20 protein-coding genes and 2 tRNA genes are annotated in these 24,356 nt (G+C 70.9%); 20 read left to right on the top strand and 2 right to left on the bottom strand.

The genetic code is table 11. The features are described 5' to 3' along the window. Positions 1-7 precede the first annotated feature (7 nt). Positions 8-1,255, bottom strand: a complete 1,248-nt coding sequence (locus ACK1X7_RS17715; RefSeq protein WP_385141608.1) for a M48 family metallopeptidase — start codon at positions 1,253-1,255, stop codon at positions 8-10. A 105-nt stretch (positions 1,256-1,360) separates the two neighbouring features. On the opposite strand from ACK1X7_RS17715, the gene ACK1X7_RS17710 reads away from it, so the two are divergent. From ACK1X7_RS17710 to ACK1X7_RS17680, 7 genes are all read left to right on the top strand, one after another. Further along, on the top strand, positions 1,361-1,513 hold the full coding sequence (locus ACK1X7_RS17710) for a hypothetical protein (RefSeq protein ID WP_361495911.1): 153 nt from the start codon (positions 1,361-1,363) through the stop codon (positions 1,511-1,513). Positions 1,514-1,633: 120 nt separating this feature from the next. Then, positions 1,634-1,801, top strand: coding sequence for a hypothetical protein (locus tag ACK1X7_RS17705; protein WP_162953016.1), 168 nt, complete (start codon positions 1,634-1,636; stop codon positions 1,799-1,801). Between the two features lie 59 nt (positions 1,802-1,860). Further along, on the top strand, positions 1,861-2,472 hold the full coding sequence (nadD, locus tag ACK1X7_RS17700) for a nicotinate-nucleotide adenylyltransferase (protein ID WP_060944022.1): 612 nt from the start codon (positions 1,861-1,863) through the stop codon (positions 2,470-2,472). Between the two features lie 10 nt (positions 2,473-2,482). After that, entirely contained in the window at positions 2,483-4,318 is a 1,836-nt protein-coding gene (locus tag ACK1X7_RS17695) for an LCP family protein (protein WP_413115340.1), read from the top strand. A 178-nt stretch (positions 4,319-4,496) separates the two neighbouring features. Further along, positions 4,497-4,937 carry a ribosome silencing factor gene (gene rsfS / locus ACK1X7_RS17690; protein ID WP_361495894.1) on the top strand — a complete coding sequence of 147 codons (441 nt, stop codon included), beginning with the start codon at positions 4,497-4,499 and terminating at the stop codon, positions 4,935-4,937. Beyond that, positions 4,934-5,587, top strand: coding sequence for a histidine phosphatase family protein (locus ACK1X7_RS17685; protein ID WP_385141625.1), 654 nt, complete (start codon positions 4,934-4,936; stop codon positions 5,585-5,587). Before rsfS ends, ACK1X7_RS17685 begins: the two co-directional genes overlap by 4 nt. Positions 5,588-5,659: 72 nt before the next feature. Beyond that, a tRNA-Ala gene (locus ACK1X7_RS17680) sits at positions 5,660-5,732 on the top strand. A gap of 22 nt (positions 5,733-5,754) precedes the next feature. Here the strand turns inward: ACK1X7_RS17680 and ACK1X7_RS17675 are convergent. After that, positions 5,755-6,729 carry a helix-turn-helix transcriptional regulator gene (locus ACK1X7_RS17675; protein ID WP_413115339.1) on the bottom strand — a complete coding sequence of 325 codons (975 nt, stop codon included), beginning with the start codon at positions 6,727-6,729 and terminating at the stop codon, positions 5,755-5,757. Between the two features lie 137 nt (positions 6,730-6,866). On the opposite strand from ACK1X7_RS17675, the gene ACK1X7_RS17670 reads away from it, so the two are divergent. The 13 genes from ACK1X7_RS17670 to ACK1X7_RS17610 all read left to right on the top strand — a co-directional run bounded on the left by ACK1X7_RS17670 (position 6,867) and on the right by ACK1X7_RS17610 (position 24,316). After that, complete coding sequence (locus ACK1X7_RS17670) at positions 6,867-8,417, top strand: MFS transporter (protein WP_390793209.1); 1,551 nt, start codon at positions 6,867-6,869, stop codon at positions 8,415-8,417. A gap of 78 nt (positions 8,418-8,495) precedes the next feature. After that, positions 8,496-8,654 (top strand): hypothetical protein, encoded by a 159-nt coding sequence (locus ACK1X7_RS17665; RefSeq protein ID WP_014060668.1) that lies wholly within the window; start codon positions 8,496-8,498, stop codon positions 8,652-8,654. Positions 8,655-8,659: 5 nt separating this feature from the next. After that, positions 8,660-8,893 (top strand): hypothetical protein, encoded by a 234-nt coding sequence (locus ACK1X7_RS17660; protein ID WP_030835565.1) that lies wholly within the window; start codon positions 8,660-8,662, stop codon positions 8,891-8,893. A gap of 101 nt (positions 8,894-8,994) precedes the next feature. Further along, positions 8,995-9,067: transfer RNA gene (locus tag ACK1X7_RS17655), tRNA-Ala, on the top strand. Positions 9,068-9,345: 278 nt separating this feature from the next. Continuing rightward, positions 9,346-12,222: a leucine--tRNA ligase gene (gene leuS / locus ACK1X7_RS17650; RefSeq protein WP_390793210.1), complete on the top strand. Its 2,877-nt coding sequence runs from the start codon at positions 9,346-9,348 to the stop codon at positions 12,220-12,222. Positions 12,223-12,381: 159 nt separating this feature from the next. Then, positions 12,382-13,152, top strand: a complete 771-nt coding sequence (locus tag ACK1X7_RS17645) for a hypothetical protein (protein ID WP_385141594.1) — start codon at positions 12,382-12,384, stop codon at positions 13,150-13,152. A gap of 206 nt (positions 13,153-13,358) precedes the next feature. Continuing rightward, on the top strand, positions 13,359-14,204 hold the full coding sequence (locus tag ACK1X7_RS17640) for a DegV family protein (RefSeq protein ID WP_059147931.1): 846 nt from the start codon (positions 13,359-13,361) through the stop codon (positions 14,202-14,204). A gap of 171 nt (positions 14,205-14,375) precedes the next feature. Then, entirely contained in the window at positions 14,376-16,034 is a 1,659-nt protein-coding gene (locus ACK1X7_RS17635; RefSeq protein WP_413115338.1) for a helix-hairpin-helix domain-containing protein, read from the top strand. Further along, a complete protein-coding gene (locus ACK1X7_RS17630; RefSeq protein WP_413115337.1) occupies positions 16,031-18,265 on the top strand; it encodes a ComEC/Rec2 family competence protein in 2,235 nt (744 codons plus the stop codon). Before ACK1X7_RS17635 ends, ACK1X7_RS17630 begins: the two co-directional genes overlap by 4 nt. A gap of 118 nt (positions 18,266-18,383) precedes the next feature. After that, positions 18,384-19,841: a hypothetical protein gene (locus tag ACK1X7_RS17625; RefSeq protein ID WP_413115336.1), complete on the top strand. Its 1,458-nt coding sequence runs from the start codon at positions 18,384-18,386 to the stop codon at positions 19,839-19,841. Beyond that, positions 19,825-21,756, top strand: coding sequence for a hypothetical protein (locus ACK1X7_RS17620; protein WP_413115335.1), 1,932 nt, complete (start codon positions 19,825-19,827; stop codon positions 21,754-21,756). Before ACK1X7_RS17625 ends, ACK1X7_RS17620 begins: the two co-directional genes overlap by 17 nt. Continuing rightward, complete coding sequence (locus ACK1X7_RS17615; RefSeq protein ID WP_413115334.1) at positions 21,753-23,864, top strand: integrase; 2,112 nt, start codon at positions 21,753-21,755, stop codon at positions 23,862-23,864. Before ACK1X7_RS17620 ends, ACK1X7_RS17615 begins: the two co-directional genes overlap by 4 nt. After that, positions 23,861-24,316 carry a hypothetical protein gene (locus ACK1X7_RS17610; RefSeq protein WP_413115333.1) on the top strand — a complete coding sequence of 152 codons (456 nt, stop codon included), beginning with the start codon at positions 23,861-23,863 and terminating at the stop codon, positions 24,314-24,316. Before ACK1X7_RS17615 ends, ACK1X7_RS17610 begins: the two co-directional genes overlap by 4 nt. Positions 24,317-24,356: the final 40 nt, after the last annotated feature.

The raw sequence follows: 24,356 nt of genomic DNA, 5'->3' as shown, positions 1-24,356 counted from the left end.
GCCGGTCTCAGCGCTGCGGCGGGGTGTCCCCGTCCCCGGGCCCGTCGTCGTTCCGGGGGCGCTCGTTCCCCGGCCCCGCGTTCCCCGGCCGCTCATCCGGTCCGTCCCCGGGCCGGTGGTCCTGAGCCCCCTCAGCCCCTTCCTGGCGCCCGTCCGGGGGCGTGGTGCCCTCCTCGGCGGTCTCCCCGCCCTGCTTGCCCCCGCCACCGGTGAACCGGTCGCGCAGCTTGCTGCCCAGGTCCCCGGCGCCGCCCGCCACGTCCCTGACGAAGGCGAACAGTGGATCCTTGCTGCTGCGCACCGACTCCGCGTAGTGGGTCGCGGACTCCCGGATCGAGTCGCTGACCGAGGCGTCCCGGTCCTCGTCGCGACGCGGGTAGTGGCCGTCCATGAGCCGCTGGTAGTCGCGGGTCGCGGCCCACTTCTTGAGCTCGGCGGCGCGCACGGTGGTGAACGGATGGCTGCGCGGCAGCATGTTCATGATCTTGAGGACGGAGTCCCGCAGATCGCCGCTGGACTCGTACTCCTCCGCCTGCTCAAGGAAGGCGTCCACGTTCATCTCATGGAGGTGGTGGCCGCCCGCGAGCTTCATCAGCCCGCGCATCGAGGCCCGCAGATCCTGTCCGACCAGCAGCCCCGCCCGGTCAGCCGACAGCTCCGATTTGCGGAACCACTCCCGCAGCGCCGTCACCAGCGCCAGCACCGCCACATTGCCGAGGGGGATCCAGGCGACCTTCAGCGCGAGGTTGGTGAGGAAGAGCAGTATCGTCCGGTAGACCGAGTGTCCGGAGAGCGCATGGCCCACCTCGTGGCCGATGACCGCCCGCATCTCCTCCTCGTCGAGCAGCTCGACCAGACCGGTGGAGATCACGATGATCGGCGCGTCCATGCCGATGCACATCGCGGTCGGCTGCGGGTTCTGGGTGACGTACATCGCAGGGACCCGCTCCAGGTCCAGGATGTAGCAGGCGTCCCGCAGCATGTCGTGGAGATGGGCGAACTGCCGGTCGCCGACCCGCACCGAATCGGACAGATAGAGCAGCCGCAGACTCCGCTCCGGCAGCAGACCGCTCATCGCCTTGAAGACCGTGTCGAAGCCGGTCAGCTTGCGCAGCGCGACCAGCGCGGAGCGGTCCGCCGGATGTTCGTACGCCCGTGAGGAGATCCCGGGAAACCGCCGCCGCTCCCGGCTGGGCACATGCTCCCGGGCGTCTCCCGTCCCGCTTCCGCCGCCGGTCTCATGAGTGTCGCTCATCTGGCCCCCTCGGTCGATTGCCCGCTCGACGGGACGCCCGGTCCGGGCCCCTCGTCCGGCGGCCCCCAGCCTAGGCCCTGAGCGCCCGGGGGTTAGCGTGGAGACATGCCCGATATGACTGGCCTCACCGAAACCCTCGCCGCCACCTCCCACAGCAACGACGGCCCGGGAGCGCTGCTGCGCACCGTCATCGTGGTCGGCGTGGTGGGCGCCGCCCTGCTCGCCTGGTTCCTGCTGCGCGGATACAAGCAGGACTGAGCGGATTACAAGCAGGACCGAGCGGAGACCGGCAGGACGGACAGCGGGACCGAAAACCGCCTCGCATACGATGTGGCCCGACGTGTTGTGTCGCCTAGACCCGGATAGGTACTGCCTGCGATGACCGCTATCAGCACCGCACATGCTGCCCTGACCACGCTCGCGGCCGAGGGCGGTGAGCACACCGACACCCACCCGACGATCAGCCCCTACATGACCGGCGGTGCGGCCCTGGTGATCCTCTTCCTGCTGCTGTGGATCACCACGCGCTTCAACCGGGACCGCTGAGCTGGGCGATTGCCCCTATGGGCCCCGGCTCCGGGCCGGGCCCAGTAGGGTCTGCACGCATGGAAGAGCAGAAAGGGTCCGGCAAGCGGCGACTGGGCGTGATGGGCGGGACATTCGACCCGATCCACCACGGTCACCTGGTCGCGGCGAGCGAGGTGGCCTCGCAGTTCCACCTCGATGAGGTGGTGTTCGTGCCCACCGGTCAGCCCTGGCAGAAGAGCCACAAGAAGGTCTCCCCGGCCGAGGACCGCTATCTGATGACGGTCATCGCGACCGCGTCGAATCCGCAATTCTCGGTCAGCCGTATCGACATCGACCGCGGCGGCCCCACCTACACCACCGACACGCTCCGGGAACTACGCGCGCTCAACGGTGACGCGGATCTGTTCTTCATCACCGGGGCCGACGCACTCGCCCAGATCCTCACCTGGCGTGACGCCGAAGAGCTCTTCTCGCTGGCCCACTTCATCGGGGTGACCAGACCGGGGCACATACTGGCCGACCCGGGGTTGCCGGAGGGCGGGGTGTCGCTGGTGGAGGTTCCGGCACTGGCGATCTCGTCATCGGACTGCCGGGCGCGGGTCGCTCATGGCGACCCCGTCTGGTACCTGGTGCCGGACGGCGTGGTGCGCTACATCGACAAGCGCGAGCTGTACCGGCACGACTGCTGAAGGGGTACCGGTGAACGACCGGCAGGATCCGTACGACCCGTACGCACAGGACCCGTATGGCCAGGAGCCGCAGATCTACGGCTATGACGCCTATGGGCGTCCCGTCTACCAGCCGCAGGCGGCACAGCAGCAGAGTTACGACCCGTACGCCCAGCAACAGCCGCAGCAACAGTACGGGGAGCAACAGCAGCAGGACGGGTACGGCTACGACCCCTACGCCCAGCCGCAGCATCACCAGCCCCAGCAGCAGCACACTCAGACGCAGAGTTACGACCCCTACGCCCATCAAGAGCAACAGCAGCATCAGCACCAACAACAGCAGTATCAACAGCAGCAGCAGTACCACCAGCAACAGCAACAGTCGCAGGACTACGGCCACGGCTATCCACCGGCCGCCGCCCCTGCCACCGTCCCCCCGCAGCGCGAGCCCAACCCCTACGAGGAGCTGAGCCCGGAGCAGTTGCGCGGCGGGCCCGAGGCGCCTCCGGCCGAGGAGCCCCGGTCCGCGGGGCCCCGTTCCGCGCAGCCGAAGCGGCCCGGTGGGCCCGGGGGACCCGGGGGACCCGGGGATTCCGATGACGAGGAGTACCACACCGAGCAGTTCTCCTTCGTCGAGGAGGAGGACGAGGAATCCGACGACGTCATCGACTGGCTGAAGTTCGCCGAGACCCGCTCCGAGCGCCGTGACGAGCGCCGCCGTAAGGGCCGCAACCGCGTCATCGCGCTCGTCGTGGTCCTGGTCATCGCCGCGGCGGGCGGGGTCGGTTACCTCTGGTACGCGGGCAAGCTCCCGGGGCTCTCCGACAGCGCCGATGACCAGGCGGCCGCGGGCGGCCCGCAGAAGCGCGATGTGATCGTCGTCCATCTGCGCGAGACCAAGGGCGGCGGCACCTCCACGGCCCTGCTGGTGGACAACGAGACCACCAAGAAGGGCACCACCGTCCTGCTGCCGAACTCGCTGTCCGTCTCCACCGAGGACGGCGCCTCCACCACGCTCGGCAAGTCGGTGACCGACGAGGGCTCCGACTCCACCCGGGACTCGCTGAGCACTCTGCTGGGTTCGAAGATCCAGGGCACCTGGCGGCTGGACACTCCGTATCTGGAGAACCTCGTGGAGCTGGTCGGCGGGATCACCCTCGACACCGACGCGACCGTCCCCAGCCCCCAGAAGGGCGAGGATCCCCTGGCCAAGCAGGGCAAGGACCAGATCCTGAGCGGCCAGGCGGCCGTGGCGTACGCCACTTACCGCGCGCCCGGCGAGGCACAGTCCAAGCAGCTCGCGCGGTTCGGGCAGGTCATGCAGGCGGCGCTGAAGAAGGTCTCCAGCGATACGAAGGGCGCCACCAGCACCGTGGAGTCGCTGGCGCAGATCCCCGACCCGTCGCTGTCCGAGCAGCAGCTCGGAGCGTCGCTGGCGAGGCTGGCCGGGCAGGCCAAGAGCGGTGCGTACGACACCGCCATGCTGCCGGTCCAGTCGGACGGGACGCTCAGCAGCCAGGCGACCGACCATGTGGTCAAGGACATCCTGGGCGGCACGGTCAAGAACACCGACAAGAACACCGCGCCCCGGGTCAGCGTGACCAACGCCGGAGGCCCCAAGGACGGGTCGGGCGCCGCGCGGGTCGCACTGGTCAATGGCGGCTTTACGGTTGTCACGGCCACCGAGGACGGCGGTACGCCGCAGTCGGCCTCGCGGGTGACCTACGCGGACGCCGCGCAGGCGGGCCAGGCCAAGGAGGTCGCCAAGACGCTCGGGCTGCCGGAGACGGCGGTGAGCAAGGGCAAGGGCGCGGCCAACGCGGACATCACGGTCCTCCTCGGCTCGGACTACGACCCCACGGGCTGAGCCGTACCGCCCGGGGCGCCCCGTTCCCCCGGGCGCCCCGGGCGTTCCCCCGCGGTACTCCCGGCGTTCTCCCCGGGCACGCCGGGCGGCCGGGGAACGGCCACCCGGCGTGACGGTGGGGCGTGAGATCCTGGGGGAAGCCAGACCTTCGAGGTACCACCGACCGAAAGCTTTGCCTGTGACCGCCACGGACCGCTCCCTCGAGCTCATCAACGCCGCCGCCCAGGCGGCCGCCGACAAGCTCGCGCACGACATCATCGCGTACGACGTGAGCGATGTGCTCTCCATCACCGACGCCTTCCTGCTGGCCTCGGCCCCCAACGACCGTCAGGTCAAGTCGATCGTCGACGAGATCGAGGAGCGGCTGAACAAGGACCTGGGCGCCAAGCCGGTGCGCCGCGAGGGCGACCGTGAGGCCCGCTGGGTGCTGCTGGACTACGTGGACATCGTGGTGCACGTCCAGCACAGCGAGGAGCGGGTGTTCTACGCCCTGGAGCGGCTCTGGAAGGACTGCCCGCAGCTCGAGCTCCCGGCCGACGCCAAGGCCACCCGCGGCAAGGGGCAGGAGTACGCACAGGCGCAGGCCGCGGACGGCGGCGCGGGCGGTGAGCTGAGCTGAACGGCACGCAAGGCGGCCGTGGCCGGCGCATCGTCCTGTGGCGCCACGGCCAGACCGCCTGGAACATAGAGCGGCGTTTCCAGGGCTCTTTGGACATCGAGCTCACCGACACCGGTGTCGCCCAGGCGCACCGGGCGGCCCGGCTGCTGGCCGCTCTGAAGCCGGACGCGATCATCGCCTCCGATCTGAAGCGGGCGGCGGCCACGGCCGCCGAGCTGTCCGCCGTCACGGGGCTGTCGGTCACGCATGACGCGGGGCTGCGGGAGACCTACGCGGGCGCCTGGCAGGGGCTGACCCACGAGGAGATCCTCGAGAGCTTCGGCGAGCAGTACGCGGCGTGGAAGCGCGGCGAGCCGGTCCGGCGCGGTGGCGGTGAGCTGGAGACCGAGGTCGCCGACCGGGCGGCGCCGGTGGTGCTGGAGAGCGCCGACAAGCTGCCGGACGAGGGCACGCTGGTGGTGGTCAGCCACGGCGGCACGATCCGCACCACCATCGGCCGGCTGCTCGGTCTGGAGCCCCGGACCTGGGAGGCGCTGGGCGGCCTGTCCAACTGCTGCTGGTCCGTTCTGGGCGAGGGCGCGCGGGGCTGGCGGCTGCTGGAGCACAACGCCGGATCGCTGCCCGAGCCGGTGCTCGGCGACGACGACTGAGCGGATTTCCTTTTCCGGCAGGTCACCGGCTATGCTCCTTCTCGTTCGAAGCGCTTCGGCGCCGAGAAGAGCGGGGCTATAGCTCAGTTGGTAGAGCGCCTGCATGGCATGCAGGAGGTCAGGAGTTCAATTCTCCTTAGCTCCACAGATCCACGATCCCGTCTCCCTCACAGGGGGGCGGGATCGCTGCTTTCCGCGCCGCTTCCGGCGGCTCTCTCCGCCGCCGGTACCGTCTCCTTGGCCGCGGCTCGTTCCGCCCGCATCACCGAGAGCGGCTTGGCGTGCACCGGGCAGCCGATCAGCGGGTCATGGAGGGTGCGCACCCGCCGGACGTTGTCGCGGCTCTCCTCGTCGCAGGGGGTGTAGACCACGACCCGGGTCTCCGGTGTCCCACTGACCAGCATCGAGGTCGAGGTCATCCGGATCTCGCCGACCGAGGCATGCCGCACCACCTTGATCCGGGAGCCCGGCGGTGCGACGTCCCCGCTCCGCCACAGCCGGGCGAAGTCCTCGCTGACATCCAGCAGCCGGGCGATGAAGTGCTCCCACGCGGGCTCGCCCACATGGCGTCCGTAGTTGCCGCGCAGCGTGGCCACCAGGAGCGGCAGCTCCGCGTCGAGGTTCACATAGGGGGCACAGCAGCGGTGCGCCACGAACAACTGCCACAGGGTGTTCCGCTCGGCGGCGGGGGAGAGCAGCATGGCGGGGAAGAGGCCGCCGTACGCGGTGTTGGCGGTCAGGACGTCGTAGCGGGCGTTGTAGACCACCGCGGGGAGCGGGTCGAGCGTCTCGATGATGCCCCGCACCTCCGGGCTCACTGTCCGTGGCTCCCCCTCCCGGTTCGGCACAAACGGCACCTCGGCCAGGTGGTAGAGGTGCTCGCGCTCGGCCTGGTCCAGCCGCAGGGTGCGCGCGATCGCGTCCAGCACCTGCACGCTCGCGTTGATCGGGCGGCCCTGCTCCAGCCAGGTGTACCAGGTCACGCCGACGCCGGAGAGCTGGGCGACCTCCTCACGGCGCAGCCCCGGGGTGCGGCGCCGCAGACCGGGCGCCATGCCCACGTCGGCCGGGGTGACCCGGGCGCGGCGACTGCGCAGGAAGGCGGCCAGCTCGGGCCGTCTGCGCCGAGTGTTCGCGGTCATCGTCGCTCCCCACATCCCCTGGCCGTCCGGCCGTACGGTCCCATGCTCCCGGGGGCGGCGGGCGGCTGCCAGGTGCTGCCACTACCAGCATCGGCGGGCTCTCGTTACCGGTATCGGCCCGGCCACAGGCTCGGCCCATGAGACACACCACCCCGACCACCCTTCCTCCGACGGGGGACCTCGGTGGATCCAGTAAAAGCGAGACCACTGACAACCGGGCCACGGACCGCTGGGGCATGGACCGCCGGGCCACAGACCGTCGGCGGGCGCCGCGCCCCGGCTGGCTGCTCGCGATCGTCCTCACCGGCCAGCTCATGGCCGTCCTCGACGTCTTCATCGTCAATATCGCCGCCCCGACCGTCCGCGCCGATCTGCACGCCTCCGGCGCCGGGCTACAGCTCGTCATCGCGGGCTACACCATCTCCTACGCCGTGCTGCTGATCACCGGCGCGCGGCTGGGTGCCCTGATCGGCCACCGGCGGATGTTCCTGACCGGGCTCGCGGTCTTCACCGGCGCCTCGTTCGCCTGCGGGCTGGCCGCCACCACCGGGCAGCTCATCGCCTTCCGGTTCGTCCAGGGGGCGGGTGCCGCGCTGATGCTGCCGCAGGTGCTCAGCCTGATCCAGCGGACGTTCACAGGTGGTTCACGGGCGCGGGCGCTGGGCGCGTACGCCGCGGTGCTGGCCTCCGGTGCGGCCGGCGGGCAGATCGTGGGCGGGGCGCTGGTCGAGGCCGATCTCCTCGGCTCCGGCTGGCGCCCGGTCTTCCTGGTGAACGTGCCGATCGGCCTGTTGCTGCTGATCCTCGGGCCGCGGCTGCTGTACGACCCCGCCGATCCGCCGCGCCCCCGAGCGGAGGGCCCGGCCGCTCGCCGGAGCGGCCTGGACCTGCCGGGTCTGGTGCTGCTCGCGGCGGCCGTGCTGCTGTTCACCGTGCCGCTGGTGCTCGGGCAGGAGCGGGGCTGGCCGCTGTGGGGCTGGATCGCGCTGGGGCTGAGCGCGGTCCTCGTGGCGCTCTTCGCCGCGTACGAGACAGGGCTGGCCCGGCGCGGCGGTGCGCCGCTGATCTCCCCGCGGGTGGTGCGGGCACCGGGGATGCCGCTCGCGGTGATCCGTATCGCGTTGGGGATGGCGGCCAACGGGGGCTTCCTGTTCGCCATGACCCTGCATGTGCAGGGCGGGCTCGGCTACAGCCCGCTGCGGGCGGGGCTGACGTTCGTCCCCACGGCGGTCGCGTTCGGCGTCGTGGGCCTCAACTGGCAGCGGCTGCCCGGGCGCTGGCAGGCCGTGGTCGTACCGGGCGGATTCCTGGTGGCGGCGGCCTCGTTCGCCGGGACCGGTCTGGCACTGCGGGATGGAACGGATGGCGGCCCCTGGCTCCTCGTCGCCCTTACGGGCTCCGGCGCGGGGCTCTCGTTCGCCTACAGCCCCCTGCTCACGCGGACGTTGGCGACCGTAAGGCAGCAGGACGCGGCGGACGCCAGCGGAGTTCTGGTGACAGCGGCTCAACTCGGCCTGCTCATCGGCGTCGCGGTCTTCGGGGCCGTGTTCCTGGGCGCGGCGGACGGTACGGTGCCCAGTGCGGGGAGCTCCGCGGACGCCCTGTGGGTGACCTGCGTCGCCTTGGCCGGGGCCGCGCTGTGCGGAGTACTGATGAGTCTGGTGAGACGAGTGGGGAATCTCCGCTGACCTGCGCGTCGTCCCGTGGCAGAATCGGACGGCCGGAGGGGGATGGGGCCGACACGTCCGATGGGGAGGGCAGGTGGGATGCGGACCAGCATCCTCGATGCGATCGAGGACCCGTCCCGCAGGGCACGAGCGGGCATCGTGTGCCCGTCCTGCGGCTCCGCGCATGTGGCCCAGGTCCTCGGTGACAACGGTGGTGTTTCCTACGTGTGTACGGCCTGTGGCCATAGCTGGAGCTGAGTGAGATGGGAGCCCACAGCCGGAAGTGCGACTGGTGCGGCACCGGTACACCCATCGTCCGCGACATGGAGCCGCTCAACTCCGACTACCAGTATTGGTGTGCGGAGTGCGCGCGGGCGCTGATCATCAGGGGCGATCCCATCGAGACCTACCGCGAGCTCGAAGGGGAGCCGATCTATGGTCGGCTCCTCGACGAGCACTGCACGCTGAAGCGTTTCTATTCGTTCGCGACGGCGTAACGGGGCTCTGCTCCGGCCTCCGGGTAATCGATTTGGCGGAAGGCCGGGGCGTCCGTGTAATGTAGGCGTCGCCGCCAGGGAAACCGGGCGGAGCAAGACCTGGGGCTATAGCTCAGTTGGTAGAGCGCCTGCATGGCATGCAGGAGGTCAGGAGTTCAATTCTCCTTAGCTCCACATCAAAGAGGCGGGTCGTCCGGCAAGGACGGCCCGCCTTTCGTTGCGCGTGACGGGGGTCACCTCCGTGCGGGTCGTCAGTGCCCTGCGGTAACCTGGCTCCATGCGTGCCGTACGCCTTCTGCTTAGCGGGCCGCGCTGACCAGTACCGACCGAGAACAGCCCCGGTCGGCATCAGCGCGGCGTCCCCTCCTGTGCGAGGGGTCTTTTTGTTTCGGAAGCGTGAGGGATCCGCTGCGTTGCCGCAGGCAGAGACGACCGATGGAGCTTTGAGGACCATGAGCGAGACCAATGCCGCGGCCGAGGTGGCCGCGCCGCACCGCTACACGGCCGCCTTGGCCGCCGACATCGAAGCCCGCTGGCAGGACTTCTGGGACGCGCATGGCACGTATGAGGCGCCCAACCCGGGCGGCGACCTGGCCGGCGACGCCGAGGCCGTCGCCCGGCCCAAGAAGTTCGTCATGGACATGTTCCCGTACCCCTCGGGCGCGGGGCTGCACGTGGGCCATCCGCTGGGCTACATCGCCACCGATGTCTTCGCCCGCTACCACCGCATGACGGGTCACAACGTCCTGCACACCCTGGGCTTCGACGCCTTCGGTCTGCCCGCCGAGCAGTACGCGGTGCAGACCGGCACCCATCCGCGGGTCAGCACCGAGGCCAACATCGTGAACATGCGGCGGCAACTGCGCCGTCTGGGCCTGGGCCACGACCAGCGCCGCTCCTTCGCGACGATCGACCCGGAGTACTACCGGTGGACCCAGTGGATCTTCCTGCGGATCTTCAATTCCTGGTACGACTCCGAGGCGAAGACCGCGCGCCCCATCGACACCCTGGTCCAGCAGTTCGCCTCGGGTGAGCGCCCGACCCCCGACGGCCGCCCCTGGGCCGAGCTGACCGAGTCCGAGCGCGCCGACATCCTGGGCGGGTACCGCCTGGCCTACGCCTCGGACGCGCCCGTCAACTGGTGCCCCGGCCTGGGCACCGTGCTGGCCAACGAGGAGGTCACCGCGGACGGCCGCTCCGAGCGCGGCAACTTCCCGGTCTTCAAGGCCAAGCTGCGCCAGTGGAACATGCGCATCACCGCCTACGCCGACCGGCTGCTGGACGACCTGGACGAGCTGGACTGGCCCGAGGCAATCAAGCTCCAGCAGCGCAACTGGATCGGCCGCAGCGAGGGCGCCCGGGTCGACTTCCCGGTGACCGACCACGCCAGCGCCGAGATCACGATCTTCACCACCCGCCAGGACACCCTGTTCGGCGCCACCTATATGGTCCTGGCGCCCGAGCACGGCCTGGTGGACGAGATCGTCCCGGACGCCTGGCCCGAGGGCACCCGCGACGCCTGGACCGGCGGCCACGCCACCCCGTCCCAGGCCGTCGACGCCTACCGCAAGCAGGCCGCGGCCAAGTCCGACGTCGAGCGGCAGGCCGAGGCCAAGGAGAAGACCGGCGTCTTCACCGGTGCGTACGCCACCAACCCGGTCAGCGGCGAGCAGGTGCCCGTCTTCATCGCCGACTACGTCCTGATGGGCTACGGCACCGGCGCGATCATGGCCGTTCCGGCGCACGACAGCCGTGACTTCGCCTTCGCCCGCGCCTTCGAGCTGCCCATGCGCTGTGTCGTCGAGCCCTCGGACGATCGCGGCACCGACCCGTCCACCTGGGACGACGCCTTCGCCTCGTACGACGCGAAGATCGTCAACTCGACGGGGGAGTCCGTATCGCTGGACGGGCTGGACGTCGTCGAGGCCAAGGCACGCATCACCGAGTGGCTGGAGTCCCGCGCCATCGGCGAGGGCACCGTCAACTACCGGCTGCGCGACTGGCTGTTCAGCCGGCAGCGCTACTGGGGCGAGCCGTTCCCGATCGTCTACGACGAGGAGGGTGTGGCCCACGCCCTGCCCGAGTCGATGCTGCCCCTGAAGCTGCCCGAGGTCGAGGACTACTCGCCGCGCACCTTCGACCCGGACGACTCCGACACCTCCCCGGAGACCCCGCTGTCCCGGAACGAGGACTGGGTCAACGTGGTGCTGGACCTGGGCGACGGCCGCGGGCCGCGGCCCTTCCGCCGCGAGACCAACACCATGCCCAACTGGGCCGGATCCTGCTGGTACGAGCTGCGCTACCTGGACCCGCACAACAGCGAGCGGCTGGTCGACCCCGAGACCGAGCGCTACTGGATGGGGCCGCGCGAGGGTCAGCCGCACGGCGGTGTCGACCTGTACGTCGGCGGCGCCGAGCACGCGGTGCTGCATCTGCTGTACGCCCGGTTCTGGTCCAAGGTGCTGTTCGACCTGGGGCATGTCTCCTCGGTCGAGCCGTTCCACAAGCTGTACAACCAGGGCATGATCCAGGCGTATGTCTACCGGGACAGCCGCGGTATCGCCGTCCCGGCCGCCGAGGTCGAGGAGCGGGACGGGGCCTACTGGTACGAGGGCGAGCGGGTCACCCGGCTGCTGGGCAAGATGGGCAAGTCCCTGAAGAACGCCGTCACGCCGGACGAGATCTGCGCCGAGTACGGGGCCGACACCCTGCGGCTGTACGAGATGGCCATGGGCCCGCTGGATGTCTCACGGCCGTGGGACACCCGCGCCGTGGTCGGCCAGTACCGGCTGCTCCAGCGGCTGTGGCGCAATGTCGTCGACGAGGGCACCGGTGAGGTCACCGTCGTCGACAGCGAGCCCGACGAGGCCACGCTGCGCGCCCTGCACAAGGCGATCGACGGCGTCCGGCAGGACATGGAGGGCCTGCGCTTCAACACCGCCATCGCCAAGATCACCGAGCTGAACAACCACGTCACCAAGGTGCGCGAGGTGCCCCGCTCGGTGGCCGAGGGGCTGGTGCTGCTGATCTCGCCGCTGGCCCCGCATGTCGCCGAGGAGCTGTGGCGCAGGCTGGGCCACACCGCCTCCGTCGTCCACGAGCCCTTCCCGGTCGCCGACCCGGCGTATGTCGTGGACGAGACCGTCACCTGTGTGGTCCAGGTCAAGGGCAAGGTCAAGGCCCGGCTGGAGGTCGCGCCCTCGGTCTCGGACGAGGAGCTGGAGGCGCTGGCGCTGGGTGACCCGGCGGTCGTGGCGGCGCTGAACGGCGCCGGCATCCGTAAGGTCATCGTGCGGGCGCCGAAGCTGGTCAACATCGTTCCGGCGTGATGCGGGGCGGGGACGGGGCCGCGCTGTAAGGGCCGTCCCCTCCGCGGAGTGCCACATGTGGGCGGGTTGGGGGTTCGTCAGGAACCTCTGGCCCGCCCGGCGCGTTTACGCTGGGAGGACGACCGCCACCGTGCCGTGACCGCCGCCCAAGGAGCGCACATGGAAGCCATCTGGATCCTGTTGCTGCTTTTCGTCCTGATCATGCTGGCGGGGGTCTATGGGGCCGTCCGAGCGGTCAGGGCGGCGAAGCGCGGTATCGACCGCACCGTGCACCAGGCCCGCCGCACGGTGGAGGACACCAGACTCCGGGCCCGGCAGCTCGCGCAGCCCGGCGCGGCCGGTGAGCTGGCCCAGCTTCGGCTCTCCCTGCGCGGCTCGATGCGCGCCACCAGCCAGGCGCTTCAGGCCGCTGCCCCGCAAGACCAGTCACTGTCGGAGTCGTTGGTCCTGTTCCAGCGGCTGAGCGCCCATGCGCAGGATCTGGAAGCGGATCTGAAGCGGCTGGAGCTGGAGCCCGACAAGTCCCGTCTCACCGTCCTGCTGCCCGACCTGCGGCAGCGTACGGAGCGGATCACCCACTCCGCGGACTCGCTGCGCTGGGCGGTGCAGGAGCGGACGCAGCGGTTCGCGCATGACGACCTGGACTCGCTGAACCGCGAGATCGAGATGGAGGCCGGGGCGCTGCGGCACTGGACGGCGGTGGAGCCGGAGGAGCCGCGGCAGACGGATGCGGGGTCGTGGCCGGCGCCGGAGGCGGGGACGCGGGCGCCCGAGGCGGGGGCGCGGCCCGAGGCGGGGGCGCGATCGGGGCCCGAGGCGGGGCGGGAGCCGGAGCCGCCGCGGCCGTCGCTCGGGGCGAGGCCCCAGACGGAGCCCCAGGCGTGGCAGAAGCCCTGGCAGCAGTCCCGCCGTCCCGAGAACACGGCCTGAGTCCCACCATCCGGCCCGGGATCCCACGCCCCCGGCTTGAGACCCCGGAACCCGGCTTGAGACCCCGGAACCCGGCTTGAGACCCCGGAACCCGGCCCGAGAACAGGATCTGAGCCACGTCTGAACAGGGCATGATGGGTAAGGCAATTGATCATCCGCTGGGGTCGCGCTGCCGGCAGGCTCCATCCCCCGATAACCTCCCAGTCATGTCCCGCCATGTCGCGATCGTGACCGATTCAACGGCTTACTTGCCGCAGGATGCGATGGAGCGGCATCGCATCACCGCGGTCCCGCTGACGGTCGTGCTCGGCGACCGGGCCCTGGAAGAAGGCACCGAGATCTCGGCCCGGTCCCTCGCGCAGGCGTTGCAGAAGCGGAAGCCGGTGACGACGTCCAGGCCCAGTCCGGAGATGTTCGCGGCCGCCTATCGGGCCGCCGCCGAGGAGGGCGCGACGGGCATCGTCTCCCTGCATCTGTCGGCCGAGTTCTCCGGCACCTACGACGCGGCTGCGCTCGCGGCACAGGACGCGCCCGTTCCGGTGCGGGTGGTGGACAGCGGAATGGTCGCGATGGCGCTGGGCTTCTGCGCGCTGGCGGCGGCCGAGACGGCGGAGGGCGGCGGCACGCTGGACGAGGCCGTGGCGGCGGCGGAGAAACGGGCCGACGGCACCGCCGCCTACTTCTACGTCGACACCCTCGACTATCTGCGGCGCGGCGGTCGCATCGGCGCGGCCCAGGCCCTGCTCGGCTCGGCGCTCGCGGTCAAACCGCTGCTCCAGCTCGACGAGGGGCGGATCGAGCTGCGGGAGAAGGTCCGCACCGCCTCGAAGGCCATCGCCCGGCTCGAGGAGATCGTGGTGGAGCGGGCGGGCCGGAGCCCGGTGGACATCGCGGTGCAGCACCTGGCGGCGGGCGAACGGGCGGCGGCGCTCGCGGAGCGGCTGCGGGACCGGGTGCCGGGGCTGGCTGAGCTGTATGTGAGCGAGGTGGGCGCGGTGATCGGGGCCCACACCGGGCCGGGGCTGCTGGGGGCTGTGGTCTCTCCGCGCTAGCGGAGGGTGGGCGAGCGGTTCTTGGTCGGGCGGTCCTTGTTCGGGCAGACCTTGGCCGGGCGGGCTAGGTCCTCGCTCGACGGAGTGACGGAGTTATCCACAACCTGGCGGTTATCCCCGGGAATTGAAGCGGATCGGCGCGATCGGCCGCTTGTCTCTACCGTCGGGTGCATGAGGACGCGATCACGCACAGTAACCAAGGCTCCGGGGCGCGGCCGCCATCGCGACGGCGGGGCGGGCCGCCGCCCACGCCCGGCATCCGGCACCGGTTCGTCCCGCGCCGGGGGCCACCACCGCACCACCGATCGCCGGACCCACCCCGCCGCCCCTTCACGCGCCAGCCGCGTGGCGGCGCTCTTCTCCACACCGTCGGCGCCCCCGATCGCGGTCGGGTCGGTCACCCTGAGCAGCCGGGACGGGCCGAGGGGCTTCGCGAAGGTACGGGACGAGGAGCGCCTGGCCAGGGAAGCGTCGGTGCGGGAGGCGGAGGCTGCGGAGGTAGGGAGCGGGGAGGTAAGGAACGAGGAGCTGTTCGGGGACGAGCCCGGGGAGCCGTCCCGGGACGCTCGCGAGGGGCCGTCCGGGGGCGTGAGCGAGGGGCCGCTCCGGGACGTGCACGAGGGGCCGTCCGGGGGCGTGTGCGAGGGGCCGCACCGGGACCTGCGCGAGAGGGAGAGGGAGAGGGCACCCAGGGACGAGCCCGAGGGGCCGCTCCGGGACGTGCACGAGGGGCCGTCCGGGGGCGTGAGCGAGGGGCCGCACCGGGACCTGCGCGAGAGGGCACCCAGGGACGTGTCCGAGGGGCCGCCCTGGGACGTGCGCGAGGGGCCACCCGGGGACGTGTGCGAGGGGCCGCACCGGGACCTGCGCGAGAGGGAGAGGGAGAGGGCACCCAGGGACGAGCCCGAGGGGCCGCCCTGGGACGTGCGCGAAGGGTCGCCCTGGGACGTGCGCGAAGGGCCGTCCGGGGACGTGTCCGGGGAGCCGTCCCGGGACGCGCGCAAGGGGTTGTCCGGGGACCTGCGCGAGAAGGCATCTGAGGGCGTGCCCGGGGGTGGTCCGCTGCGCCGACGCGACCGGGTAAGGCTCGCCCTGCGTGAGCGGCTGCCGGTGTGGCTCCAGTTGCGCTGCGGTATGGAGCTGAGAACGGTCGCCGCCCTGGCGGTCGCCCTGCTCGCCGCGGTGGCCTTCGCGGCGTATCACTTCTGGACCGGCCGGCCCCAGACCGTGCGCGCACCGGATCCGGAGCCCCCGCGCGCCGCGCCCTCCGAACCCGGTCCGATGCCCAGGGGACGACTCACCCCGTCCGGCGGCGGTCGCACGGTCGTCGTGGACGTGACCGGCAAGGTCCGCCGCCCCGGGCTGCGGAAGCTGCCGCCCGGGGCGCGGGTCGCCGACGCTCTCGAAGCGGCGGGTGGAGTACGGCCGGGCGCCGACCTGAGCGGGCTGAACCGGGCCCGGCCACTGGTGGATGGCGAGCAGATCGTCGTCGGCGCCCCAGCGGGCGGATCACCCGCACCGGGTGCGGCCGCCGATCCGGCCGCTGGCGCACCAAACGCACCCAACGACCCGAACGCACCCCATGACCCGAACGTGGCCAACGGCGCGAACCCATCGGCCGGACCGGGGGTGCCGGGTGGCTCGGTCAGCCTCAACTCCGCGACCGCCGAACAGCTCGACACCCTCCCGGGAGTCGGCCCCGTCCTGGCCCGGCACATCATCGACTACCGCACCCAGCACGGAGGTTTCCGCTCCATCGATGAACTCCGCGAGGTGAACGGCATCGGCGAGCGCCGGTTCGCCGATCTGCGCCCGCTGGTCCGGCCATGACGGTCGCGAGGCCCTCGCAGGCCCGCGCCCCGGTCCATGCGGCGGCCGTGTCCCCGCGCGGTGCGTCACAGCCACGCCAGGAGGGCCCACCCGACCTCCGCCTAGTGCCCCCGGCCCTGGCCACCTGGGCAGCCGCGGCGCTCGCCCTGGACGCACCGGCCCACATGGTGGCCCTCGCCTGCACGGTTGCCTCCCTAGTGGCCGCCTGGCTGCTCGTCCGCACCCGCCGACGAGCCCCGGCATCGGGCGGACCACGGCGTGACGTCCCCCGTCCCCGGCGCGGCCCGGACATGCCCTCGCCAGTGCCGCTCCCGAACGACCGTCGGGCACTCGGACTCGCCCCGTCGGACCCCACCCCGTCGGACCCCACCCCGCCGCAGCCGCGCGGCGCCGAGCCTCGGCAGCGGGAGCGGAAGGCACCGCCGCCGACGGCACGCAGGTCTCGCAATGCCGCACCCGGGGCCCGGGGGCGTCCGGGCACCGGCGACGGCCGCAACGTGCCGCGGCAACAGGCCACTTCGCCGCCACCCACCGTCGCGTGGCGTGGGCGCCGTACGGCAGGGGCGCTGGTCGCCGTGCTGTTGTGCGGGGCTGCCGCGGGGGCGGTCGCCGGGCTGCATGGCGCGGACGTACGCCGTGGCCCGGTGCCCGCGCTGGCCCGGGAGTACGCCGAGGCCACCGCGGAGGTGACGATCACGGGGGACCCGCGGCTCACCCGGCCACGCGTGCGGGGCGCGGCGCTCGCGCCCGCGTCCGTGGTCCTGGAGGCCGAGGCCGATCGGGTCACCGGTCCCGACGGCACCACGACCACCACCCGCACTCCCGTCCTGGTGACGGTCCACCCGAGGGCCCGTGAGGAGCGGACGGCCTGGCTGGGGCTGCTGCCGTCCACCCGGCTGCGTGTCCATGGCCGCCTGGCGCCGCCGCTGCGCGACGGGGACCGCATGGCGGCCGTGGTGCGTGTGAACGGTGGCGGACCCCCGCGGGTCACGGGGCCGCCCAGCGCGGTCCAGCGGCTGGCCGGGCGGCTGCGCGCCGGGCTGCGCACCGCGACCGACGGACTCTCCCCGGACGCGCGGGCGTTGCTCCCGGCGCTGGTCGTGGGGGACACCTCCCGGGTGCCGCCCGAACTGGACGAGGCGTTCCGGGCCACGGACATGCTCCACCTGATGGCCGTCTCCGGCAGCAACCTGACGCTGGTGCTCGCCCTGCTCACGGGTCCGCCGCGGCTGGCCGGGCGGGCCGAGCGGCGCGGTCTCGCGGGCGCGCTCGGCATCCGGCTGCGGACCACCGCCCTGCTCGGCGGCGGGCTCACGCTCGCCTTCGTCATCGTCTGTAGACCCGAGCCCAGTGTGCTGCGCGCCGCCGCCTGCGGGTTGATCACGCTGCTCGCCCTCGGCACCGGACGCCGCCGCTCCCTGCTCCCGGCCCTGGCCGCCGCCGTCCTCGCGCTGGTGCTCTACGACCCCTGGCTGGCCCGGAGCTACGGCTTTCTGCTCTCCGCGCTGGCCACCGGCGCCCTGCTCACCATCGCGCCGGGATGGAGCGCGGCGCTGCGGCGCCGTGGCGTACCGCCCCGGCTCGCCGAGGCGCTGGCGGCCGCCGCCGCGGCCCAGGCGGTCTGCGCACCGGTCGTGGTGGCCATGGCCGCGCGGGTGAGCCTGGTGGCGATTCCCTGCAATCTCATCGCGGAGGTGGCGGTCGCCCCCGCCACCGTCCTCGGGTTCGCCGCGCTCGCGGTGGCCGCCGTCGCGCCGCCGGTCGCCGGGTGGATCGCCTGGCCGGCGGGCTGGCCCGCCGGGTGGATCGCCCAGGTGGCCCGTACCGGCGCGACGCTGCCCGGGGCCGAGGCGGACTGGCCGGACGGCTGGACCGGCGCGCTGCTGCTGGCCGTCGTCACCCTGGCCGTCGTCCTCGTCGGCCGCCGGCTGCTGCGCCACCGCCTGCTGTGCGCGGCGTGCGCCCTGCTGGTGCTGCTGGCCGTCGTACGCCCGGCGCCCCTGGCCCGGATCATCACCGGCTGGCCACCGCCCGGTTGGCGGATGGTGGCGTGCGATGTCGGCCAGGGCGATGCCCTCGTCCTGGCCGCGGGGCCCGGTACGGCCGTCGTCGTGGACACCGGGCCCGAGCCGCGGGCCGTCGACCGCTGTCTGCGTTCGCTGGGCGTCGTCCGGATCCCGCTGCTGGTCCTGACCCACGATTTCTTGGGGCAGTTCAGATCTGTCTCATGAAGTACCCCTCCCCGTCGGCGTCGGAGTGGTGTGGCTACAGCGACCTCTGCTATCTCTGCGATGACTGTTGTCTCAGAGAGGGCAAAGGGTGCAACTGTTCTTTTTAGACTCAAAGTTGGTGCTGCGCTACTTGGAGAGCGAGGTCATCTCCGGTGAAGAAGTTGCAGCGCTTCTGGATGATCGGGCGCTTGCGGACGGGATGCCGATCTACCTCGATGACGAGACGATGATGCCCATCGAGCCGCACTGTTCGTGGGGTCGGAGCCTGTCCAACGACGAGTTGGCCAAGGGCACGATGAAGGAGTACGGGCGGATCCTCTTCCGGTACTCCGATCATCAGGAACATCGGGGGCGGGATGTGCTCTCGGCTACCGAGTCCGACGTCAGGGCCTACAAGCGGGTTCGTACGGTGTTGCAGAGGCGGCCGCTTCAGGATGCGGCATGGGGCAAGGAGTCCCAGCTCCTCGACCGGTTCTACAGCTACCTGAAGGATGACGTGGGGCTGGTGAAGCAGCGGCCGGTGCGTGTTGGTTCCCGGGGGCGGAATCCGCTGGCGCCCAAGCTGAGGCAGCGGATGGACATCCGTCACCTCACTCTGGAGCAGTACCGGTACTTCCGCGACGTGGGTCTGGGCGGCCAGCTTCCGGACTCACGTGTGGATTCGTCGTTTCGGGGCTGGTCGCCGCACCGCAACCGCGCGGCGGCGGACCTGGCGCTGGGAACGGGGATGCGGTGGCAGGAGTGGGCGACGGTCCTGCTGCCCGAGCTGGGCATTGGCGTGGGGCACCCGGTAAGGGACGTGGAGTTCACGGTTCAGGCCTGCGCGAAGTACGGCAAGGCCCGCTCCATCTACGTGCCGGACGACTCGATGAAGGGACTGGAGCCCTACCTGCTGCTGGAGCGGCCCGAGCAGGCTGCCACCTCGGCGAAGCGCCTGGAGAAGCGGCACCGCGATCTGTTCGTCGTCTCCCGCATTGACCACGAATCGGGCCTGGTCTACGGGGTGTTGGACGGGATCGAGAAGGTGCTCGAGATGTCCGCTATGGACCCGGAGTTGCGGCGGATCACGGTGCATGAGACGGACGTGGGCCTGGAGGCGCTGGCGGTGTTCATCTGCCAGGGCGGACTGATGCCCGGAGCTGACTCGTGGAAGCGCTACCGGCACGCGGCCTGGCGCCGCATGAGCGCGCTCGCCGACGAGCACATTGGGTTGCCGCGCAAGAGGTGGCGCTGGCACGACCTTCGCCACACCTACGCCCTGCAGATGCTCAACTACCTGGAGCGGCAGATGGACGGCGAGGAGCCGGACGCGGCTGCACGTCGCCGCCGGCACCGCTCCTACCTGTCCAGTCACATGCGGCTGAACCCGCTGTTGATCGTCAGCCGGAGACTCGGGCATTCCAGCCCGGCCACCACGTACGAGTACCTCGAGTACACCGACGACCTGCTCAACGAGTTCGACGAGGCCTTCCGCGGCTGGGTCGGTGAGCTGGGCAGCGAGGCGACGTACGCCGAGATCGCCTCGCACGCTTTCCGTCTGGAGAAGCGGGGGGTGGCCGATGCCGCGCAGGGGTGAGTTCACCAGGGACTTCCCGGACGTCCCCGAGGCGCCGGATCCGGTGGCGGGCAGGGTCGGCGAGCGCGTGATCCGTACGTCGAGTGCGACGAGGCGCAACCTGACCAACCGCGTCCTGCCGAGTGTGTACAGCTGCTCGCAACTGGCAGCGGAGCTGGCCGACGAGTGGGTCGAGTACGTGGAGGCCGCCGGGCTGGCGGCCGGGACGGTGCAGTCCTATCAGCAGGCGATCGACAATTTGTGCACGTCGGTGGATGCTCAGCTGGGCGAGGACGCCGCCCGGGCCTCCCTGGGCAGAGATCAACCCGACCTGGCACGGGCCATGGCCACCTGGGAGAGGAAACTGCCGTCAGGGTTCGCCCCCAACTCCAACCGGCCTGCCATCCTGTCCGGCGCCGTACGGGTTCTGATCCGCAGACGGGTGGAACACCCGGAGCGGCCGGTCACCGAGCGTATGACCGCGCTGGCCAAGGCCGGCAGCGGCGTCCCGATCGGCGAGAACGAAGAACTCGATGAGTTCTCCCGTGCGGAGAAGCAGGCCATGGTTCGTGCAGCCTGGGCAGCCGTGCTCGCGCTGGAGAAACGCCTGGAGACGGGCTGGCGTCTGGCCGCACAGGGCCGCCACCCGGGCGACGGATCGTGGATGTCCATCCCGGATCTGCTGTGGGGACTCGCTCACGAGGCAGTTACACCCGCGCAGATCAGCGACGCCGTGGGGCCGGCACGGGGGTGGACCGAGGAACTGCGCGCGTGTATCCGCCGGCCGGACGGCAGCATGCCGGTGACGACGGCCCGCATCGAGCTGACCCGGCATCTGGTCGCCCAGCTGTGGCCGAGCACCCTTGACCTGCACGCCTTCCGGGTGTTGCTGATCGACGCCACCGCGCACCCGCCTGAGGAGGTGAGCAAACTCACCGAGGACGGTGTCGAGTTCACGCCCCGAGGAGTGCGGCTGACGCTGGTACGCAAGCGCGCGAAGCGCCGCTACTACCGCGCCTTCAAGGACACCTCGCTCGAGATGGCGGACGTGATCGAGACCAAGGAATTCACCGACCGGCCCCGCCGCGAGCCCGGCGCGATCGTCAGGCGCCTGATGGCCGTGACCGAACGCGCACGGCAGCGGGCCGCCGACCCGGAGGGGAATCTGTTCGTGCGGGCGGCGGTGGACGTGGACCGTGAACTGAAGTTCTGCGAGTGGAACCCCGAGGCCCCACTGGCCCGCTTCAGCAGGTGGCTGGAGGTCCACGGGGTCACCGTCGAGGGAAAAACCGACGTCAGGCGCCTGCGCAAGTCTGGCAAGGTGGAGAAGGTCGTCGCCTCCCGCGGCCACATCCACGAGGCCGCCGACGACCACTACGAGGAGACGTTTAAAGGCCACTACGCGCAGGGCACGACCCTGCGCGTGATCTCCGCCGAGGTGATCAACTCCGCCCAGGACCACTGGTTCAGCAAGGCCCTCGAAGGGCCGACCGTGCTGTCCCAGGAGGCCGCACAGGCCGCCGAGGAGAGCACACAGCTTCAGGCCCTCGGCCTGAGCGAGAAGGAAGCCGATGACCTGGTCCAGGGCGAACTGGACATGGGAGTCACTCACTGCAAGAACCCCTACGACTCGCCGTTCAGCCCCGCCGGAGAGCTCTGTGCGGTCGCCCCGCTGCGCTGCCTGGAATGCCGCAACGCCTGGGTGCTGCCCAGCCAGCTTCCTCAACTCCTGCTGTTCAGCGACCACGTGGAGCGCATCCGGCAGCGGCTGGCCCCGCAGCACTTCACCGCACTGTGGGGACAGTCCTACGTCAACCTGCAGGCGGTACTGGAGGACCGCACCGAGCAGGAGACCGCACTGGCCCGCAAGCACATCGCCGAGGGCGGCATCACCCTGTCCCTTCCGCTGGCCGCACACGTGGAGTTCGACGCATGAGTACACCCGCAGCCCGACCACTGCCCGGCTCGATCTTCACGGACGACGAGCCGGTCATCCAGAGCCACTCCCTGCTGGGCGACGCCGACTCGCCGCTGTTCGGGCACGTGGACATCTGGGACTTCAACGGCGTGGTCCGCCGCAACGCCAACGTCCCCGAGTGCGGCTGGCGGGCCACCTTCAGCAACGGGCTGAACGATCCCGAGTGGAACCTCACGGCCCGGGAAACCTTCATGATCATGGCCAACCCGCGGCATGAGGCGCTGATCGACGCAGGGGTCCATCTCGCCCCCGAGCCCTTCGACGTGCAGACCGCCATCCGCCGGGTATCCGCCCTGCGCACGCTGGCCAGATGGGCGGATAAGCAGGAATTGCCGGCCCGGATGGGGACCTGGCGGGATACGGACTTGCGCCGGTTCATCAAGTGGCTGCGCGAGAAGGGCCGCAAGCCCGGCACGTTGATGAACTACATCGTCGTCGCGAAGTTCCTCCACGAGATCGGCCCCGCCCTCGCCCTGGGCGGCCCGGCCGTGGACCCCTGGCACGGCATGAGCGCACGCAAGGCCGCCAAGTACGAGGTGACACACGACCTGTCCACCCCCACCATCGCACCAGAGGTATGGTTTCCGCTGGTCAGGGCGGCCTGGATCTATGTGCACACCTTCGCCCCCGACGTCCTGCGCGCCATGACCCGCTACCAGCAGCTCCGTGCGATCGCGAGGACCAGCACCGATCGCCGCGGCGAGGCGGACGAGCTCCTCGACGCCTGGCTCGCCGACCCCGGCAACCGGATCCCGCTGCACGATCCGACCCACTCCGGGTCCTCCCTCGGCAAGAAACACGAGGGCGTCAACTGGAACCTGCTGGCCCTGTTCATGGGGTTCAGCTCCTCCAAGGGATCCGGTCTGTTCACCGCAGCGCTGCCGTCCGGGATGCGCCGGCGCGAGAAGGTCTGGGCTGCCCTCGACGCCGGGCACCCCACGACCTCCGGCCTGATCCACGATCTGGTCGAGGTGACCCAGGCGGACGGCACTGTCGGCCCCTGGCATCCCGGCCTCGATCCCAGGGCATTGACGCGCATGCTGGTCAGGCTCAGGGACGCCGCATTCTGCCTGGTCGCGGCACTGTCCATGATGCGCGACAGCGAGATCCACGAGATCAGGCGCGGTTCCGTCGTCCAGCACTACAACGCCCCGGCGATCAAGTCGCACCTGGACAAGGGACGAGCAGGCCGGCCGGGCAAACACTGGTGGATCATCGAACCCGCTGCCGAGGCGATCACCCTGGCCGAGATCGTCTCGGTCCACGACGAACGCGTCTTCTCCCCGATGAAGAGGCCCGAGACTACCGAGGCCGTCCACGGCGACCAGATGATCGACGCATTCATCAACGAGGTGAACTCCGGCCGGGCCTGGTCGGGACTGGACGAGATCCCCGAAGGCAAGGTTCGTCCACATATGTTCCGCCACACCATGGCCATGCTCACCGACCAGTTCCCCGGCTCCGAGATCGCCCTGGGGATCCAGCTCAAACACGTCGCCGCACGCGCCCTGGCCAACCGCACCACCCAGTCCTACGCGGCCGGCGACACCCAGTGGGCCGAGCTGCTGGAAACCGTCCTGGAAGCCACCCGGTTCCGCCGCTTCAAGGACCTCTACGGCCAGTACAAGGACGGCAAACCGATCGGCTACGGCGGCGGTGCGGAACGGGTCAAGGAAGTGTTCGACGACATCATCGCCACCGTCAAGGCCAACGGCGGCGATGCCCGAGTCGAGGACGACCTGCTGCGCAAGGCCCGGATCACCATCCGGTTCGGCATGCTCAACAACTGCCTGTTCGACGAGGCGAACCCGCAAGGGGCCGTCTGCCGGGAGAACACGATCATCCCCGAGGGGCACACCGGCCCGCTGGACTGGCGGTGCCGCCCCGACCGATGCCACAACAGCATGATCGGTATCGAGCACGTCCCCATCTACGACTCGCACAAGCGCACACAGCTCAAGCTGCTGGAAACCCGCCGCCTGCCCGCGGCCCGCAAGGCTGTCATCTGTCGCGAGGTCGAGCGCGCCGACGCCGTCCTCGCCCAGGTCAAGGAGGAGAACACGTGACCGGCCCCGCCGATCGGACACTGACGGCTGACGGCGTCACCGAAGAGACCGCCAAAGCACTGCGTGCCGCGATGCAACGGCTGTTCGCGGGAAAACCCCAGCGAACCGACGGCCGGCTCAGCAAGCAGAATCTGTGGCGGGAGGCCGGGGTGAGCCGAGCCACCATGAACCGTGCCCAGGCCATCCTCGCCGAATGGGATGCTCACCTCGCCCAGCACGGCAGCGCCACCCCCGGAGAAGCCCGCCGGGACGAGGAGATCCGCGACCTCAATCGCAAGCTCGCCGAGAAGACCCGTCAGTGCACCACGCTCCAGCGCCGCCTCGACGCCGCCGCCACGGCGATCGCCGCTCTCCACCACGACAACACACTGCTTCGGCAGGAGGTCGCCGCCTCCGGCGGCAGAGTGATCCCCCTGCACCGCCCACGAGACCCCGCCGATGATGAGTACTGACTGTGCCACCGGCCCGGAACGTCCCGCTGGCGGCTGCAGC

The organism is Streptomyces sp. CY-1, from assembly GCF_047218265.1.
Lineage (GTDB): Bacteria > Actinomycetota > Actinomycetes > Streptomycetales > Streptomycetaceae > Streptomyces > Streptomyces niphimycinicus.
This window is presented reverse-complemented; position numbering and strand designations above follow the sequence as displayed.

Coding starts and splice junctions, on each gene's coding strand:
- ACK1X7_RS17715 (WP_385141608.1), bottom strand. CDS start 1,255: ATGAGCGACACTCATGAGACCGGCGGCGGAAGCGGGACGGGAGACGCC.
- ACK1X7_RS17710 (WP_361495911.1), top strand. CDS start 1,361: ATGCCCGATATGACTGGCCTCACCGAAACCCTCGCCGCCACCTCCCAC.
- ACK1X7_RS17705 (WP_162953016.1), top strand. CDS start 1,634: ATGACCGCTATCAGCACCGCACATGCTGCCCTGACCACGCTCGCGGCC.
- nadD (WP_060944022.1), top strand. CDS start 1,861: ATGGAAGAGCAGAAAGGGTCCGGCAAGCGGCGACTGGGCGTGATGGGC.
- ACK1X7_RS17675 (WP_413115339.1), bottom strand. CDS start 6,729: ATGACCGCGAACACTCGGCGCAGACGGCCCGAGCTGGCCGCCTTCCTG.
- ACK1X7_RS17670 (WP_390793209.1), top strand. CDS start 6,867: ATGAGACACACCACCCCGACCACCCTTCCTCCGACGGGGGACCTCGGT.
- ACK1X7_RS17665 (WP_014060668.1), top strand. CDS start 8,496: ATGCGGACCAGCATCCTCGATGCGATCGAGGACCCGTCCCGCAGGGCA.
- ACK1X7_RS17660 (WP_030835565.1), top strand. CDS start 8,660: ATGGGAGCCCACAGCCGGAAGTGCGACTGGTGCGGCACCGGTACACCC.
- leuS (WP_390793210.1), top strand. CDS start 9,346: ATGAGCGAGACCAATGCCGCGGCCGAGGTGGCCGCGCCGCACCGCTAC.
- ACK1X7_RS17645 (WP_385141594.1), top strand. CDS start 12,382: ATGGAAGCCATCTGGATCCTGTTGCTGCTTTTCGTCCTGATCATGCTG.
- ACK1X7_RS17640 (WP_059147931.1), top strand. CDS start 13,359: ATGTCCCGCCATGTCGCGATCGTGACCGATTCAACGGCTTACTTGCCG.
- ACK1X7_RS17635 (WP_413115338.1), top strand. CDS start 14,376: ATGAGGACGCGATCACGCACAGTAACCAAGGCTCCGGGGCGCGGCCGC.
- ACK1X7_RS17630 (WP_413115337.1), top strand. CDS start 16,031: ATGACGGTCGCGAGGCCCTCGCAGGCCCGCGCCCCGGTCCATGCGGCG.
- ACK1X7_RS17620 (WP_413115335.1), top strand. CDS start 19,825: ATGCCGCGCAGGGGTGAGTTCACCAGGGACTTCCCGGACGTCCCCGAG.
- ACK1X7_RS17615 (WP_413115334.1), top strand. CDS start 21,753: ATGAGTACACCCGCAGCCCGACCACTGCCCGGCTCGATCTTCACGGAC.